Source organism: Streptomyces sp. NPDC104367 (genome assembly GCF_055583825.1).
Genome location: NZ_JBVJND010000005.1, coordinates 143,640 through 157,618 on the forward strand (window position 1 = coordinate 143,640; position 13,979 = coordinate 157,618).

General features: G+C 69.7%; 9 protein-coding genes, 1 tRNA gene and 1 pseudogene. 4 read left to right on the forward strand and 7 right to left on the reverse strand.

Annotated elements, in window-relative coordinates; translation table 11 throughout:
• Window positions 1–56: 56 nt before the first annotated feature.
• Entirely contained in the window at window positions 57–2,165 is a 2,109-nt protein-coding gene (locus ACZ619_RS09695) for a heavy metal translocating P-type ATPase (RefSeq protein ID WP_469596355.1), read from the forward strand.
• 149 nt (window positions 2,166–2,314) lie between these two features.
• Here ACZ619_RS09695 and ACZ619_RS09700 read toward each other — a convergent pair whose 3' ends face one another.
• Together ACZ619_RS09700 and ACZ619_RS09705 are read right to left on the reverse strand one after the other, a co-directional pair.
• Window positions 2,315–3,208 (reverse strand): phosphorothioated DNA-binding restriction endonuclease, encoded by an 894-nt coding sequence (locus ACZ619_RS09700; RefSeq protein WP_469596358.1) that lies wholly within the window; start codon window positions 3,206–3,208, stop codon window positions 2,315–2,317.
• Between the two features lie 31 nt (window positions 3,209–3,239).
• On the reverse strand, window positions 3,240–4,619 hold the full coding sequence (locus tag ACZ619_RS09705) for an SNIPE associated domain-containing protein (RefSeq protein ID WP_469596360.1): 1,380 nt from the start codon (window positions 4,617–4,619) through the stop codon (window positions 3,240–3,242).
• Between the two features lie 700 nt (window positions 4,620–5,319).
• On the opposite strand from ACZ619_RS09705, the gene ACZ619_RS09710 reads away from it, so the two are divergent.
• Entirely contained in the window at window positions 5,320–6,162 is an 843-nt protein-coding gene (locus ACZ619_RS09710) for a PE-PGRS family protein (protein ID WP_469596363.1), read from the forward strand.
• Here ACZ619_RS09710 and ACZ619_RS09715 read toward each other — a convergent pair.
• The 4 genes and pseudogenes from ACZ619_RS09715 to ACZ619_RS09730 all read right to left on the reverse strand — a co-directional run bounded on the left by ACZ619_RS09715 (window position 6,092) and on the right by ACZ619_RS09730 (window position 9,966).
• Entirely contained in the window at window positions 6,092–7,729 is a 1,638-nt protein-coding gene (locus tag ACZ619_RS09715; RefSeq protein WP_469596366.1) for a PE-PGRS family protein, read from the reverse strand. The genes ACZ619_RS09710 and ACZ619_RS09715 overlap by 71 nt on opposite strands.
• A gap of 216 nt (window positions 7,730–7,945) precedes the next feature.
• A tRNA-Pro gene (locus tag ACZ619_RS09720) sits at window positions 7,946–8,019 on the reverse strand.
• A gap of 41 nt (window positions 8,020–8,060) precedes the next feature.
• Window positions 8,061–8,853: pseudogene (locus ACZ619_RS09725) on the reverse strand (Pr6Pr family membrane protein).
• A 186-nt stretch (window positions 8,854–9,039) separates the two neighbouring features.
• Window positions 9,040–9,966: a metallophosphoesterase gene (locus ACZ619_RS09730; RefSeq protein WP_469596368.1), complete on the reverse strand. Its 927-nt coding sequence runs from the start codon at window positions 9,964–9,966 to the stop codon at window positions 9,040–9,042.
• A gap of 186 nt (window positions 9,967–10,152) precedes the next feature.
• Here ACZ619_RS09730 and ACZ619_RS09735 point away from each other — a divergent pair, with 186 nt between their 5' ends.
• Window positions 10,153–10,620, forward strand: a complete 468-nt coding sequence (locus tag ACZ619_RS09735; RefSeq protein WP_469596369.1) for a GatB/YqeY domain-containing protein — start codon at window positions 10,153–10,155, stop codon at window positions 10,618–10,620.
• Window positions 10,621–10,807: 187 nt separating this feature from the next.
• Here the strand turns inward: ACZ619_RS09735 and ACZ619_RS09740 are convergent, their stop codons facing one another.
• Entirely contained in the window at window positions 10,808–13,081 is a 2,274-nt protein-coding gene (locus ACZ619_RS09740) for a transglycosylase domain-containing protein (RefSeq protein ID WP_469596371.1), read from the reverse strand.
• Window positions 13,082–13,640: 559 nt separating this feature from the next.
• Here ACZ619_RS09740 and wblA point away from each other — a divergent pair.
• Window positions 13,641–13,979 (forward strand): transcriptional regulator WblA, encoded by a 339-nt coding sequence (gene wblA / locus ACZ619_RS09745; RefSeq protein ID WP_063777071.1) that lies wholly within the window; start codon window positions 13,641–13,643, stop codon window positions 13,977–13,979.

Genomic DNA, 13,979 nt, shown 5'->3' on the forward strand with positions numbered 1-13,979 from the left:
TGTTCCTGTATGGTGTGGGGGTCGCGTTACCCATGCCCGTGAAGGGTTGATTTGTCATGCCTTCCGCCCTGGACCAGGACGAGCACCCCGAGCACCCCGCGCCGCCGGCCCTCACCACCACCGGCACGGCCGCCGCCATGGCCCCTGTCGCCACCGCCCCGACGCCGCTGCCGTCCCGGCCTCCGTTGCCGTTGCCGTCTTCGTCCCCGTCGTCGTCCCCGTCCCCCTCCCCGTCCCTGTCGCCGTCGTCCCCGTCGCCCGCCCGGCGTACCCGGCTCCTGGCCCTCTCCGAGGCCCGCTGGGCGCTGGCCGCGCTGCTGCTGTTCCTGGCCGCCCTCGCGCTGGACCTGCTCGGCGCGCCCGCGTGGCTGTGGGCCCCGCTCTTCGCCGCCGTCTACGCGACCGGCGGCTGGGAGCCGGGGTGGGAGGGGCTGAAGGCGCTCAGGGACAGGACCCTGGACGTGGACCTGCTGATGGTCGTCGCGGCGCTGGGCGCGGCGGCGATCGGCCAGGTCCTGGACGGCGCGCTGCTGATCGTCATCTTCGCCACCTCCGGCGCGCTGGAGGCGATCGCCACCGCCCGCACGGCCGACTCCGTCCGGGGCCTGCTCGACCTGGCGCCGAGCACCGCGACCCGGCTGACGGACGGCGGAGAGGAGACCGTCCCGGCCGACCGCCTCACGGTGGGCGACACCGTCCTCGTACGCCCCGGCGAGCGGATCGGGGCCGACGGCCGGGTCGTGGCGGGCGCGAGCGACGTCGACCAGGCCACCATCACCGGCGAACCGCTGCCCGCGGCCAAGATGACCGGCGACGAGGTCTTCGCCGGGACCGTCAACGGCACCGGCGCGCTGCGCGTCCGGGTCGAGCGCGATCCGTCGGACTCCGTCATCGCCAGGATCGTACGGATGGTGGAGGAGGCCGCCGGGACCAAGGCGCCCACCCAGCTGTTCATCGAGAAGGTCGAGCAGCGCTACAGCCTCGCCATGGTCGCCGCCACCGTCCTGATCTTCCTCGTGCCGCTGCTGTACGGCTCCCCGCTCCAGGCGGCGCTGCTGCGCGCGATGACGTTCATGATCGTCGCCTCGCCGTGCGCGGTCGTCCTGGCGACGATGCCCCCGCTGCTGTCGGCCATGGCCAACGCGGGCCGGCACGGAGTGCTGGTCAAGTCCGCCGTCGTGATGGAACGCCTGGGTCAGATCGACGCGGTCGCCCTGGACAAGACCGGCACGCTCACCGAGGGCGCCCCCGTCGTCACCGACGTCCGCCCGCTGCGCGGCGGCGCGAGTGGCCAGGACGAGCTGCTGCGGCTCGCCGCGGCGGCCGAGCACGCGAGCGAACACCCGCTGGCCCGGGCCGTGGTGGAGGCCGCCCGCACCGAGGGCCTCACCCTCCCGGAGGCCACCGGTTTCTCCTCGGTGCCGGGGACGGGGGTGACCGCGAAGGTCGAGGGCCGCGTGGTGGCGGTGGGCAGCCCGACCCGGCTGCCGCACGGAACCGGCCAGGGGCACTCCGCCTCCCCCCTGATCGAGAGCCTTGAGGAGCAGGGCCGTACCGCGGTCCTGGTCACCCTCGACGGAACCCCGGCCGGAGTCCTCGGCGTGGCCGACCGCCTCCGCGGCGACGCGGGTGCGGCCACCAGGGCGCTGGCCCGGCTGACCGGCCGTACGCCGGTCCTGGTGACCGGCGACAACCCGCGCGCCGCGCGCCGCCTCGCCGCCGACGTCGGCATCACGGACGTCCGCGCCGGCCTGCTGCCCGAGGACAAGGTCACCGTCGTACGGGAACTGGAGGCGAGCGGGCACAGGGTCCTGGTCGTCGGTGACGGGGTCAACGACGCCCCCGCCCTGGCCGCCGCGCACACCGGGGTCGCGATGGGGCGCGCGGGCGCCGATCTCGCGCTGGACGCGGCCGACGCCGTGGTGGTCCGCGACGAACTCGCCGCCATCCCGGCCACCGTCGCCCTCTCCCGCCGCGCCCGCCGCCTGGTCGTCCAGAACCTGGTGATCGCCGGTGCGTTCATCACCGCCCTGGTCACCTGGGACCTCACCGGAACCCTCCCCCTGCCCCTCGGCGTGGCCGGCCACGAGGGCTCCACCGTCCTCGTGGCCCTCAACGGCCTCCGCCTCCTGACGGAACGGTCCTGGCGAGACGGCCCCTCCTGAGCCGCCCGGCCCCGGACGAACCGGCCGCGCGAAACGACGGCCGCTCCTGAGCCCTTCGAGCCTTCACCGGGCCGGGAGGAGCTGATGGTCGCCGTACGCACGGACGACTGAAGACGGCTCGGGATTGGACTCCCGCTCTGAACACCGGGTCAGGCGGCGGTCGGGCGTGGGCTGCCGTGGAAGACCTGGCTGGTGTGCCAGGAGCGATGGGCTGCCGCGATGGCCGGCACGCCGGGTTGAGGGCCCATGAGCGGACGGCCCGCGAGTGCGGTGACATGTTCGCGGGCAGCCTGGCTGCGGCCGATGAATTGCTGCGAGACCAGGATGCGATGGCCGTCGCCTATGCCGAGGACGCCCTTGTCGAAGAGTTTGTGGTGCAGCGAGCACAGGCACAGCCCGTTGTCGACGTCGTCCGGGCCGTCGAACGCCCACCAGCGCACGTGCGCGGCCTCCAGCCCGACGGGCGCCGAGCCGATCATGCCGTCGTAGCCGCAGAAGGCGCACCGGTACTCGTAGGCGGTCAGCACCATCTCCCGCATCCGCCGGTCCCGCTGCCGTCTCCCGGGCGCTGCCAGGGAGACGGTCTCCGCGAGTTCCAGTTCCAGACCCACCGCGTCGCACAGGTCCTGGTGCAGCGACGCAGGAAAGTGCAGATCCAGCAGCACCCTGGCCATGCGGCCCAGCAGCGCCGGTTCCCGCTGGAGCGCCCCCCGAAGGTCCGGGGCCAGCCGCCCGGTGGCCCGGCTGGCCCGCAGCTCCCGCACCCCGGTGCCCGGGCTGCCGGCGCCGTGCTCGGTCCGCACCTCCCACACCCCGTCGCTGACCAGATGGTGGAAGGGGTAGGCCGGTGTGGTCACGCGCGGCGGACCGTACTCCGCCAGCAGTTGCTTCAGCTCCGCCTCCACCGCGCTGTACGGCAACTCGTCCGCGGCATCCGCCTGAAACCGGCCCAGGGCGTACAGCAGCAGCAACGGCTTGTGCGGCGCCCGCACTCCGTCCCGACTCCACTGCCTCAGCTTCGCGGCCCGCTCCAGCCAGTCCATGACGGTGATCGTAGTGATGCCTGCTCGCACCTCATGCTGTCCGGGCGGCAACTCCTCCTGCGCCTGCGCCCGCGACGGGCGCGCCGGTCTCGCCCGCGAGCTTCCCCGCCCGCCATTCCAGCGCCTGGGGTTCCTCGGTGAACTCGATCAGATGCTGCCCGGCGAACCGTTGCAGTGCATCCCGCACCTCAGCCGGGGTGGCGTAGAAGAACTCCTTCCGGCTGTTGACCTGGTTGACCCGTTTCGAGGCGAACTGCCGGTGGAGTTCCGTCTCCAGGCCGACCGCGTCCTTGCTGAAGATCAGCGCGTGCACGTCGAAGCGGAAGGGCACGGCCGCGCCGCTCAACTCGTATACACGCTCAAGAGGTTCGAGCCGACGCGTCATGCCGATCTTCACCATGCGATCGCCGAAGGCGCCGATGTTCGAGATGACGTACACATAGCCGGCGCGGATGTTCGCCGCGCGGGACTCGACGTCCTGCAGAGCGTTCTCGATCTCGGCCAGTTTGGCCTCCATCTCCGCCACAGCCGCCGCGTCCCCGCGTTCGCGCAGGCGGTCGAGTGCTGACTGGTAGTGGCCGAGTTCCTTGTTCAGCTTCTCGCGCTGCCGGTCGAGCTCCCGCTGGACTGCTGCCTCCTCGCGCTCCCGGGCGCGTACCTCGCGCTGGGCCTCCTTCTCCTCTTCCTTCTTCTGCAGGAAGTCGGCGGTGAGTTCCAACTCCCTTACGCGCGCGTTGTGGTACTGGTCGGTGATCCGGATGTGCATGGTGGCACCGAGCCGGGCGATCGTCTCGCGGCTCTTGTAGAGCCGGTCGACGAGGGAGCTCAGCCGGTGCGGCCGCATGGACCGCACGGCGTAGTCGGCTTCGGCGTTGTAGGCGCGCAGCATGAGCTTGGAGAAGTCGCGGACCATCTTCTGGCCCTCGCGTTTGGAGCCGTTGACCGTCCAGTCCGTGGCCGCCTGGACGGCGCGGCCCGCACGGGCGAGCGCCTTGATCTCGTTCTGCAGTGTGTCGAGCCGGCTGCGGTAGGCGATCGCGTCGTGCAGCGCGTGCCGGTAGGCGTAGATCCCGGCCTCCTGCAGCATGGCGGTCTCGTCGGCGTTGACGATCCGGGCCTGCAGTTCGGCGAGCCGTCGCTCGGCGTCGAAGACGTCCTTGCGGTGCCGGTCGGCCTCCTTGCGGACCCGCTCGGTCTCCTTCGCCGTCCGGCGCGCGTCGTCGAGAATCTCCTTCGCCGTCTCGCGCGCGTCTTTGAGGATCGCTTCGGCCTCCGCGGAGGCTTCGGCGGATGTTCGCTCACGCAGCGCTGCGGCCTCCGCCTCGACCTGCCGTACAAGGCCGGCGACCTGGGCGGCATCCAGTCCCTGTGTCTGTGCGATCCACGCTCGCAGTTCCTCGGCCTCGGACACGGCATCCGAACGCCGGCGCCCGAACAGCCCTCCCTTCCGAGGAGCCGGCACCGCGGTCGTGTTCCCAGCAGCAGCCGTGGCCGGCACCGCAGAGGCTCCCGTGGCAGGGCCGACAGCGAGGGCATCGGTGGTGGAGTCGGCCTCAGGAACCCACAGCTGCCATCCTGCTGGCATCGGGGGCCACGTGGGGTCGGGCCGCCAGTCCGGCGGCGGCATCCATCCCGCGGGTGGCACAGGCCAACCCGGCGGCGGATTGAAACGGTAAGTAGTCATTTCCCACCCCCTCGCCCCTGAGGCTCCCCAGTACACAGGGTTCCGGATATTCCCGGCAAACGTAGAGTGACATTTTCCGGGTGATCGGCCCCTTGATCACCCGCATATTCCACCTCGTGACCATCCTGTGACTATGCGTGAGGGTCTTTTCGGGGGGAGGGACACGACTTCCAGGTGGCACGTGACGAAGTCCGCCCGGGCGAACTGGCCGACGAGCCAGGAGGGAGCGTCGTCCGGTGAGAAACGCTACGAGGGACAGCGCGGATGGCCGGACGTGCTGCTGTGTCTCCTTGCACTTGCTGCCGGGCGAAGACATCTCGCGCCGTGCATCGCAGGGCTGCGGCGTCAACTTGGTGATGAGGAGTCGGTGCCGGTAGTTATGGCAAACGCCCAGTGATGGGTCCAACAGACCTGGCTCAATGGGCACATGGAGATTGGCGAGCACTGGGCCTACCGCGCGAGGCCGAAGGAGCTGGGCGGCGCGGTTCGCCAGGTGGAGGTCGTTCGCGTGGGCGGCCCTGGTAGGTCTGGCTGGGTCCACGTGCGGTTTCTCGAAGGCGATGCCGCCGGCCTGCAGGAGTGGGTCAGTTCCGGCTCTCTCGTAGCGCCGTGGTCGGATGTCGATGCGTTCCGCGCGGACGACGCGGCTGAGTTGGCGCTGGTGGAGTCCTCGCGCCACGTCCGGGGTAGTACGGAATTCGAGGCCGCCCGCATGATCCTCGGATTCGTTCGCCCGAAGAACAGGTTGCGACTGCGCCGAACGGTGGCGGACGCAGGCGTTCTGGAGCTGGGCAGCCTCGACGAGACTGCACCGCTCATCGGCATGGATGCCGTCGAACTACGCGGGGACACCATGGTGTTCGAGAACCATCGCGGAATGTGCCTGGCCGGGTGGCCGGTCACCGAGCGCATCGCCCGTCACGTGGCCGGACGCCTCGCCGAGGACATCCTTCCGGAGGCGGACCGCAAGCAGCAGGACATCGAGCAGGAGCGTTCCCGGCCCTCCTGGTACTCCTACAGCCGGCGTGACGGGCGCAAGTTGGACGCGGAGGCGGCAGTCCTTCGAACCGTCCGAGCGTGGTGCGGCCAGGACAAGGCTGACCGCTACGACGAGTTGGTTGCGCTGCGCGCCGAGGTCATCCGGCTCGGGGAGTTGGTCGAGAAGGCGGTCAAGGCCCTACGCGACCGCGGCCACGGCGTCATCGCCTCCACCATTGAGCGCGACCTGGGCGTCCATATCTCCAGCCTTGATCCTGACGTGCGTCGATGAGACCGCGCCACGGATCTGGCTCCGCCTTGGGTGGTGCCGGCTGAGCAGGGGACTTCGTCTCCTTCTCCGGCCGGTGTGGGTGCCAGCCGTCGAGGAACGGCCGCAGTTGATCTCCCGTCGGCTCCGCATGGAAGTTGAGAGAAGCCAAGCCCTTGCCGCTGAGGGTGGGGTCGAGCCGGTCGGCCTCCGCCTTCCCCCAAGCCGACCACTCTCGCAGCCTCTCGGCTTCGAGAGCGTCTCCCGACGCCGTGGCGGCTTCATCCAGAGCGGCGCAGAACATCCGGATCTCCCCTGCGGCCTGCCACTGCTCAAGGGCCGTGCTGAAGCGCTCGGCCCGTACCGCGTGAACCGCCTTGACCGAAGCCACGCTGACGGCGGCCTCCCACTCCCGCCGCTCGCGCTCCTCTCGCTCCGTTTCCAGGCGCCGGCGCTCGGCCTCCTGACGCTCCCGCTCCTCTCGCAGCCGCTGTTGCTCCGCCTCACGTTCCAGCCGAGCCCGTTCCTGTTCCTCCGCACGGGCCTTCAGTGCCCGCAGGACTGAACCGATCTGGTCCTCCAGCGGCTTCTTGGCGGTGTCGGCCCACTCCTTCTTCCAGCCGTAGCTGTAGCCCGATTGCTGGATGACCAGCAGCTCCAGCTCACCGGAGGGCTCGAACTTCTGGGCTGGGGTGACACGTTGCCAGTCGTACGTACGGCGGCCCGGCTGCTTGGGGACGTACCGGACAGGCTTCTGCCGTTCGCGGAAGCTGACCTCGTACGTCCTGCCGTGGACGGTGAGCAGCGGCCTCGGCTGCCTGCGCTTCTTCGACACCGCGATTTCGCCGTGGCGTGCGAGGGCTTCCTCGGCGAGGAGCCGGAGCAGCGAGAGCACTCGGGGGAGGACCTCCTCCGAGATCTCGAAAGCGCTGTGATCCGCGCTGACTGCGGCGATCACGTCCTCGACATCGGTGATCACACGGCTGCGCGCCAGCCGGATACGGTTCCACTCGGTCTCGTCCTCGCCGGTCACCCGGAGCAGGCCGAGGAAGAAGTCCCCCTTCGCCCGCCCGCTGTACTTCAGGCTGTATCCCTCGGGGGCACACTGCCGGGCCGCGTCGAACGCCCTTCGGTAGCGGGCTCGCTCCTCGTCGCTGGGGTTCGGGATCCGGAGGAACCGCCCAGCCTGCTGCACCTCCGCGATCAAGGCGGCTCCGATTTCCGCCGGCGACGGCCGTGGCGGCTTGGCGGCGCGCTGCGGTGTCGGCTTCGTCGTGGTCGAGGCTGTGACTTGCTTCTGTGGCGGCGGGGCCGGTCGTGTCCGCTGGTCGGAACCTGTTGACCGCTGCTTGCGCTGAACTGGTTCCGGCCGGTCCGGGTGATGGCCGTGTTCCAGGTAGAAGCGTCCCGCGTCAGTGATCTCCGCCTGCCATTTCCCGTCCTGCTTGGGCATGGTGATCAGGCGCCGCTCCTTGAGCGCGCGGGCGGTGAGAGCGAACTCGGGGCTGTCCGACGTGACGGGGTCGGCTCCGTCCCCGATACGGGTGAGGAGTGCGAGCTGCCGGTCATTTAACGGAGACCATCGGTGCATGTCGATCGTCGTACCGTTTGGTCTCTCCTCGGCACAAGCCGTGGGGAGACTCTTGCGGAGCGCACGGCGCACTCGGAGGCGGAACACCTCTCGCTGGGAGCCGCCGGGGAGCCACTCCCCGAAGTCGGCTCCCAAATGGCTCCCAAATCAGGGCCGCAAAGCAATCAGGCCCGGTTCTGATCTCTCAGAACCGGGCCTGACCTGCTGTTTTGGCTGTCGGGGTGGCGGGATTTGAACCCACGACCTCTTCGTCCCGAACGAAGCGCGCTGCCAAGCTGCGCTACACCCCGGTGTCGCTGCTGTTCTGCTTGTCGCGGCGACGTCGTTTACTTTAGCCCACTGGTGGCTGGAGACGAAATCCGGTTTCAGGGGCGTCGCCGGACGGGGTTCGGGCGGGTGTGGTCGAGGGCTACCAGGAGGACCGCGAGGGTGTAGAAGGCCAGGCCGAGGAGGAGGGCGTTGGCGAGGGTGCTGCGGTAGCCGTGCTGCCCGGCGTCGAGGAAGGGGTAGAGATAGCGGCCCTGTGTCCCGGGCAGGAGGAGCTCGCCCCGGACGAGGGAGTAGACCAGGTAGGCCAGGGGGTAGAGCATCCAGCCCGCGGCGTGCCGGAGGTGCAGCCGGGCCGGGGCCGTGAGGAGCAGCCAGTCCAGGACCGCCGCGGCCGGCGCCGCCACGTAGAGGAGCTGCAGCGCCAGCCACGCCCCGTGTCCGGGTACCGGCAGCTGCGTCCCGCCGGTCATGGAGAACGGCGGGTTCGTGTGGTCCAGGAGCAGGTGGTAGACCAGGGCCGAGATCACCGCGTAGAGCGTCGCCGCGCCCGTCAGCGCCGCCGGCAGGGGGCGGGCCGCCTGCGCGGCGCGCCGGGCCGAGGCGAGGCTGACCAGGGCCAGGAGCAGCGCCGCCTGGATGCCGAAGTGGCTCAGGATCCGCTCCGGGCTGCCCATCAGCAGTTCCAGGGTCACGCCGGCCAGCGCCAGCGCGGCGGTCGCCAGGCGGAAGATCGCGGTCAGGGGGCGGCGGACGGGGGCCACCACCGCCGTCGCCGGTACGTGTGCGGGCAGCAGTACGGGTGTGCCCGGGACCGCGGGGAGGTCCGGGATGTCCCTGGGTATCGGGGCCGTCATACCCTCAACATAGGGACAAAGGGGCGTAACGGGCATTTCTGCGTGCGCCGGGTGGGTTAACGGTGTCGGCGCGGTGTCGGCGCGGTGTCGGAACGGGGCCGGCTCACCGACTCGTCGGCCCACCTGCCCGTCGGCCCACCTGCCCGTCGGCCCACCTGCCTGTCTGGTGATCGAGCGGCGCGCCCTCTACTCGCGGCCCACCAGCGTCAGCAGCGTCGCCTCCGGCGGGCAGGCGAAGCGGACCGGGGTGTAGCGGTTGGTGCCGCAGCCCGCGGAGACGTGGAGGTACGACGTCCGGCCCTCCGCCGTGTGCGTGGACAGGCCCTTCACGCGGTCCGGGTCCAGGTCGCAGTTGGTGACCAGGGCGCCGTAGAAGGGGACGCAGAGCTGGCCGCCGTGGGTGTGGCCGGCCAGGATCAGGGGGTAGGCGTCCGCCGCGAACGAGTCCAGGACGCGCAGGTACGGCGCGTGGACCACGCCCATCGCGAAGTCCGCCGTACCGGACGGGCCGCCCGCCACCTGCGGATAGCGGTCGCGCTTGATGTGCGGGTCGTCCAGTCCCGTCAGCTCCACCGAGGCGCCTTCGATCTTCAGCACGCCCCTGGTGTTCGTCAGGTTGAGCCAGCCCGCCCCGTCGAAGGCGTCCCGCAGGTCCTCCCACGGGTTGTGGATCACGCCCACGGCCGGCGGGTTGCCGTTGAGGCCGTGCTTGCCGCTCGCCTTCTCCAGCAAGTAGCGGGCGGGGTTGCGGAATCGGGGGCCGTAGTAGTCGTTGGAGCCGAAGACGTACGCGCCCGGGAACTCCATCAGGGGGCCCAGCGCGTCCAGCAGCTCGGGGACGCCCTCCGGGTCGGACAGGTTGTCGCCCGTGTTGATCACGAAGTCGGGGCGCAGGCCCGCCAGCGTCTGCAGCCAGCGCTGCTTCTTGCGCTGGCCGCCGACCATGTGGATGTCGGAGACCTGGAGCACGCGCAGCGGGCGCATGCCCGGCGGGAGGACCGGGACCGTCACTCGGCGCAGGCGGAAGGAGCGGGCCTCGAATCCGGCCGCGTACAACACACCGGCGGCGCCGAACGCCGCGATTCCCAGGGGTACTCCGTATCGAGCGCGCATACGACCATCGTGTCAGACCCGGCGAGTGACCTGAGACCGGGCGGTAAGAAGACCGGTAAGAAGACACGGGGGGAGAGGGAGGCGGGGGAAGGGGAGGGGGGCTGGGGGCAGAGGGAGGCGTGAGTCTGGCCGGGGGTGTGGAAATCTGCGGGCGCTTCGTCGGCGGTACCTGCGACAATCGGCCGTATGACCACCACGCTCAAGTCGAAGCTGCACGACGACCTCAACGCCGCGATCAAGGGCCGCGACGAGCTCCGCTCGTCCACGCTCCGGATGACGCTCGCCGCGATCACCACCGAGGAGGTCGCGGGCAAGCAGAAGCGCGAGCTCTCCGACGACGAGGTGCTCAAGGTGATCGCCAAGGAGGCGAAGAAGCGCCGTGAGGCCGCCGACGCGTTCGCCGCGGGCGGCCGGGCCGAGAGCGCCGAGCGGGAGAAGGCGGAGGGCGTGGTCCTCGCCGAGTACCTGCCCAAGCAGCTTAGCGACGAGGAGCTGGGTGCGATCGTCGCCCAGGCCGTCGAGGAGGCGAAGGCGGCGGGCGCCGAGGGGCCGCGGGCCATGGGCGCCGTGATGAAGATCGTGAACCCGAAGGTGGCCGGCCTGGCCGAGGGCGGCCGCGTCGCCGCCGCGGTGAAGAAGCTCCTCCAGGGCTGACAGGGCTGACAGGGCCGGCGGAGCCGCAGGGCTGACTGGGTCGGTGCTGGTGGGGCCCGCGGGGTCGGCAAGGTGACGTGACGACGACGGCGGGGCCGTACCTCTTCGGATTCGAGAGATCCGAGAGAGGTACGGCCCCGCCGTCGTCACGCGGAGGGGGTGTGCCGCGGGCGGTGCCGACGGGGCGTCAGCCCCTGCCGCCGTTCCCGTTGCCGCCGTTCCCGTTCCCCTGGAAGAAGCCGTCGGGGAAGGAGTAGGTCGGGGTCGGCGTGGTGCCGCCCGTCGTGCCGCCGTCCGTCGTCAGGCCGCCGATGAGCCCGCCGATCAGACCACCGGTGTCACCGTTGTTGTCGTCCCCGGTGCCGGTGTCGTTGCCTTTTCCCTTATCACCCTCATCCGGAATGTCGACGAGGTTGAAGGACTGGGACGCCTTGCCCTGGAGGGCGCCGCTCATGGCGTCCTTCCAGATCGGGCCCGGTGTGTCGGCGCCGTAGACCTGCGCGTGGTAGACACCGCCGATGCTGATGTTGGTCATCTCCACGTTCTGCTTGGCGCTGCCGACCCAGACCGCGCCGGCCATGTTCGGCGTGTAGCCGACGAACCAGGCGTTCTTGCGGGAGTCCGTCGTACCGGTCTTGCCCGCGCTCTCACGGTCGTCCAGGCCGGCCTGCTGACCGGTACCGGAGTCGACCACTCCGCGCAGCAGCGTGTTGATCGTGTCCGCGGTCTTCGTGCTCATCGCCCGCGAGCAGGTCGACTTGGGCACCTCCAGCGACTTCTGCTCGTTGCCGACCTTCTGGGTGATCGACTCGATGGCGACCGGCGTGCAGTACGTGCCGCGGTCGGCGAAGGTGGCGTACGCGCTCGCCATGGTCAGCGGCGAGAGGCCGATGGCGCCGAGGGCGATGGCCGGGGTCTGCGGCAGCTTCGAGCCGTCGCCCTGGCGGACGTGCAGCGCGTCGGTCATCTTGACCACCGGGCACAGGCCGATGTCGGAGATCAGCTGGACGAAGTAGGTGTTGATGGACTTCGCCATCGCCTTCTTCATCTGGTACGGCCCGACCTCGGACTCGTTCTCGTTCTCGACCTGCTCGTTGGTCGTGTTGACCCACTGCTTGCCGTCGCACTGCTGCACGGGGCTCGGGTAGTTCATCTTGTACGGCGACGAGTACTCCTGCGTCGCCGACTTGCCGCCCTCGATGGCGGCCGCGGCCACGAACGGCTTGAACGTCGAACCGGTCGGGAAGCCGTAGTTGGAGCCGCCGTAGGCCCGGTCGACCGAGAAGTTGTACTCGGTCTCGTTCTTGTTGTAGCCGTACGGCTTCGACTGGCCCATCGCCAGGATCTTGCCGGTGCCGGGCTCCACGAGGGTGGCGGCGGCCGCGACCGAGTCGGACTTGTAGACGTGGTCCTTGATAGACGTCTGCACCGAGTCCTGGGCCTGCGGGTCCAGGGTGGTGCGGATGGTCAGACCGCCCTGGTTCCAGAGCTTGGCGCGCGCCTCGCGGGTCTTGCCGAAGGTCGGGTCGGTCAGGAAGACGTTCTCGACGTACTTGCAGAAGAACCCGGCGCCCTTGACGGCGGTGATGCAGCCGTTCTTCGGCTGGGTGACCTTCAGGCCGAGCGGTGCCTGCTTGGCCTTGTCGGCCTCCGCCTGCGAGATGTCACCCAGCTGGGCCATGCGCTCCAGCACGACGTTGCGCCGCTTGGTGGCCTCGGCCTCGTCGTTGACCGGGTCGTAGCGGCTGGGCGACTGGACGATGCCGGCCAGCAGGGCCGACTGCTCCAGGCTCAGGTCCTTGGCGTGCTTGGAGAAGTAGCGCTGGGAGGCGGCCTCGACGCCGTAGGCCTGCTCGCCGAAGAAGGTGATGTTCAGGTAGTTCTCGAGGATCTTCTTCTTGCCGAGCTTCTCCTCCAGCTGGATCGCGTACTTCAGTTCCTTGACCTTGCGGCCGAGGGTCTGCTGGGTGGCCTCGGCGACCTTGGTGGGGTCGTCGCCGGCCTCCTCGATGAAGTAGTTCTTCACCAGCTGCTGGGTGAGTGTCGACGCGCCCTGGGCGACCCCGCCGCTCTGCGCGTTCTTGTTCAGCGCGCGCAGCACGCCCTTCAGGTCGATGGCGCCGTGCTGGTAGTACCGCGAGTCCTCGATCGCGACGATCGCCTTCTGCAGGTACGGCGAGATGTCCTTGAGCTCCACCACCGTGCGGTCACGGGAGTAGACCTGGGCGATCTGGTTGCCCTTGCTGTCGAGGATCGTGGTGCGCTGGCTGAGCTGCGGGCTCTTCAGGTTGGCCGGGATCTCGTCGAAGCCCTGGACCGAACCCTTGGCCGCGAGGCCCAGCGCGCCGGCCGCGGGCAGCGCGATGCCCGCCATCACGGCTCCCGCGAGCACACTGACACCGAGGAACTTGGCGGCCTGCTGCGTGGTCGACAGACCACCGCCCGAGCGCTTCTTTGGCATGGGGGCAGCCTAATCCGTAGTGATGAGCATTCCGGGTGAGCGGGCGGCCCTCGGGATGTTCGACTGCCGGATCGTGACATAGCGGGCGACCCGGTTGCCGCCGTTCGGGGCACGGCGGTGCCTTGTCCGACGGCACGACGACATGGACGGTCTAGGTTGCCATTCGCCGGACACGCGTACAGGCCTTGGCCTAAGCTGCTCTCAACTGTCACAGCAGTGCGGCCACGTATCAATACGTCCGGCGACCCCGAATCGTTCCGGATCCAGCCCACTTTTTTCGGGTGATGTGTTGATGGCGTGTCCGAATCCACCTCGTGTGTCACCCGGCGTCCGTTGTGGCGCACCGTAGCTGTCCCGCTTTGCCGGGATGATCACGCATGTCGTCAGCTCACTCCCGCGGGTGATCTGCCGCTTACCCATAGTCCGTTCGGGCCATTCAAGATTGGGCCCGAAGGGGGTGTTGCGCTGTGTCCGCCTTCCGTAACGTCCTCAACTGGCGGCGGTGAATATGCCGCTGCCGCCGTGGGGGAGCCTCGATTCGGGAGAGGACGGCGCCGGTATGGGCTGGGTAACCGACTGGAGTGCGCAGGCCGCCTGCCGCACTACCGATCCGGATGAACTGTTCGTTCAGGGAGCAGCGCAGAACAGGGCCAAGGCGGTGTGCACCGGATGCCCGGTACGCACGGAATGCCTGGCCGACGCGCTGGACAATCGCGTCGAGTTCGGCGTGTGGGGAGGAATGACCGAGCGGGAGCGCCGCGCACTGCTGCGCAGGCGCCCCACCGTGACCTCCTGGCGCAGGCTCCTGGAGACAGCGCGCTCGGAGTACGAGCGGGGGACCGGAATCGTCCCCCTCGACAACGACGAGGTGTACGAGAACTACGCCGCGGTGAGCTAG

Coding starts and splice junctions, on each gene's coding strand:
- ACZ619_RS09695 (WP_469596355.1), top strand. CDS start 57: ATGCCTTCCGCCCTGGACCAGGACGAGCACCCCGAGCACCCCGCGCCG.
- ACZ619_RS09700 (WP_469596358.1), bottom strand. CDS start 3,208: ATGGACTGGCTGGAGCGGGCCGCGAAGCTGAGGCAGTGGAGTCGGGAC.
- ACZ619_RS09710 (WP_469596363.1), top strand. CDS start 5,320: ATGGAGATTGGCGAGCACTGGGCCTACCGCGCGAGGCCGAAGGAGCTG.
- ACZ619_RS09715 (WP_469596366.1), bottom strand. CDS start 7,729: ATGCACCGATGGTCTCCGTTAAATGACCGGCAGCTCGCACTCCTCACC.
- ACZ619_RS09730 (WP_469596368.1), bottom strand. CDS start 9,966: ATGCGCGCTCGATACGGAGTACCCCTGGGAATCGCGGCGTTCGGCGCC.
- ACZ619_RS09735 (WP_469596369.1), top strand. CDS start 10,153: ATGACCACCACGCTCAAGTCGAAGCTGCACGACGACCTCAACGCCGCG.
- ACZ619_RS09740 (WP_469596371.1), bottom strand. CDS start 13,081: ATGCCAAAGAAGCGCTCGGGCGGTGGTCTGTCGACCACGCAGCAGGCC.
- wblA (WP_063777071.1), top strand. CDS start 13,641: ATGGGCTGGGTAACCGACTGGAGTGCGCAGGCCGCCTGCCGCACTACC.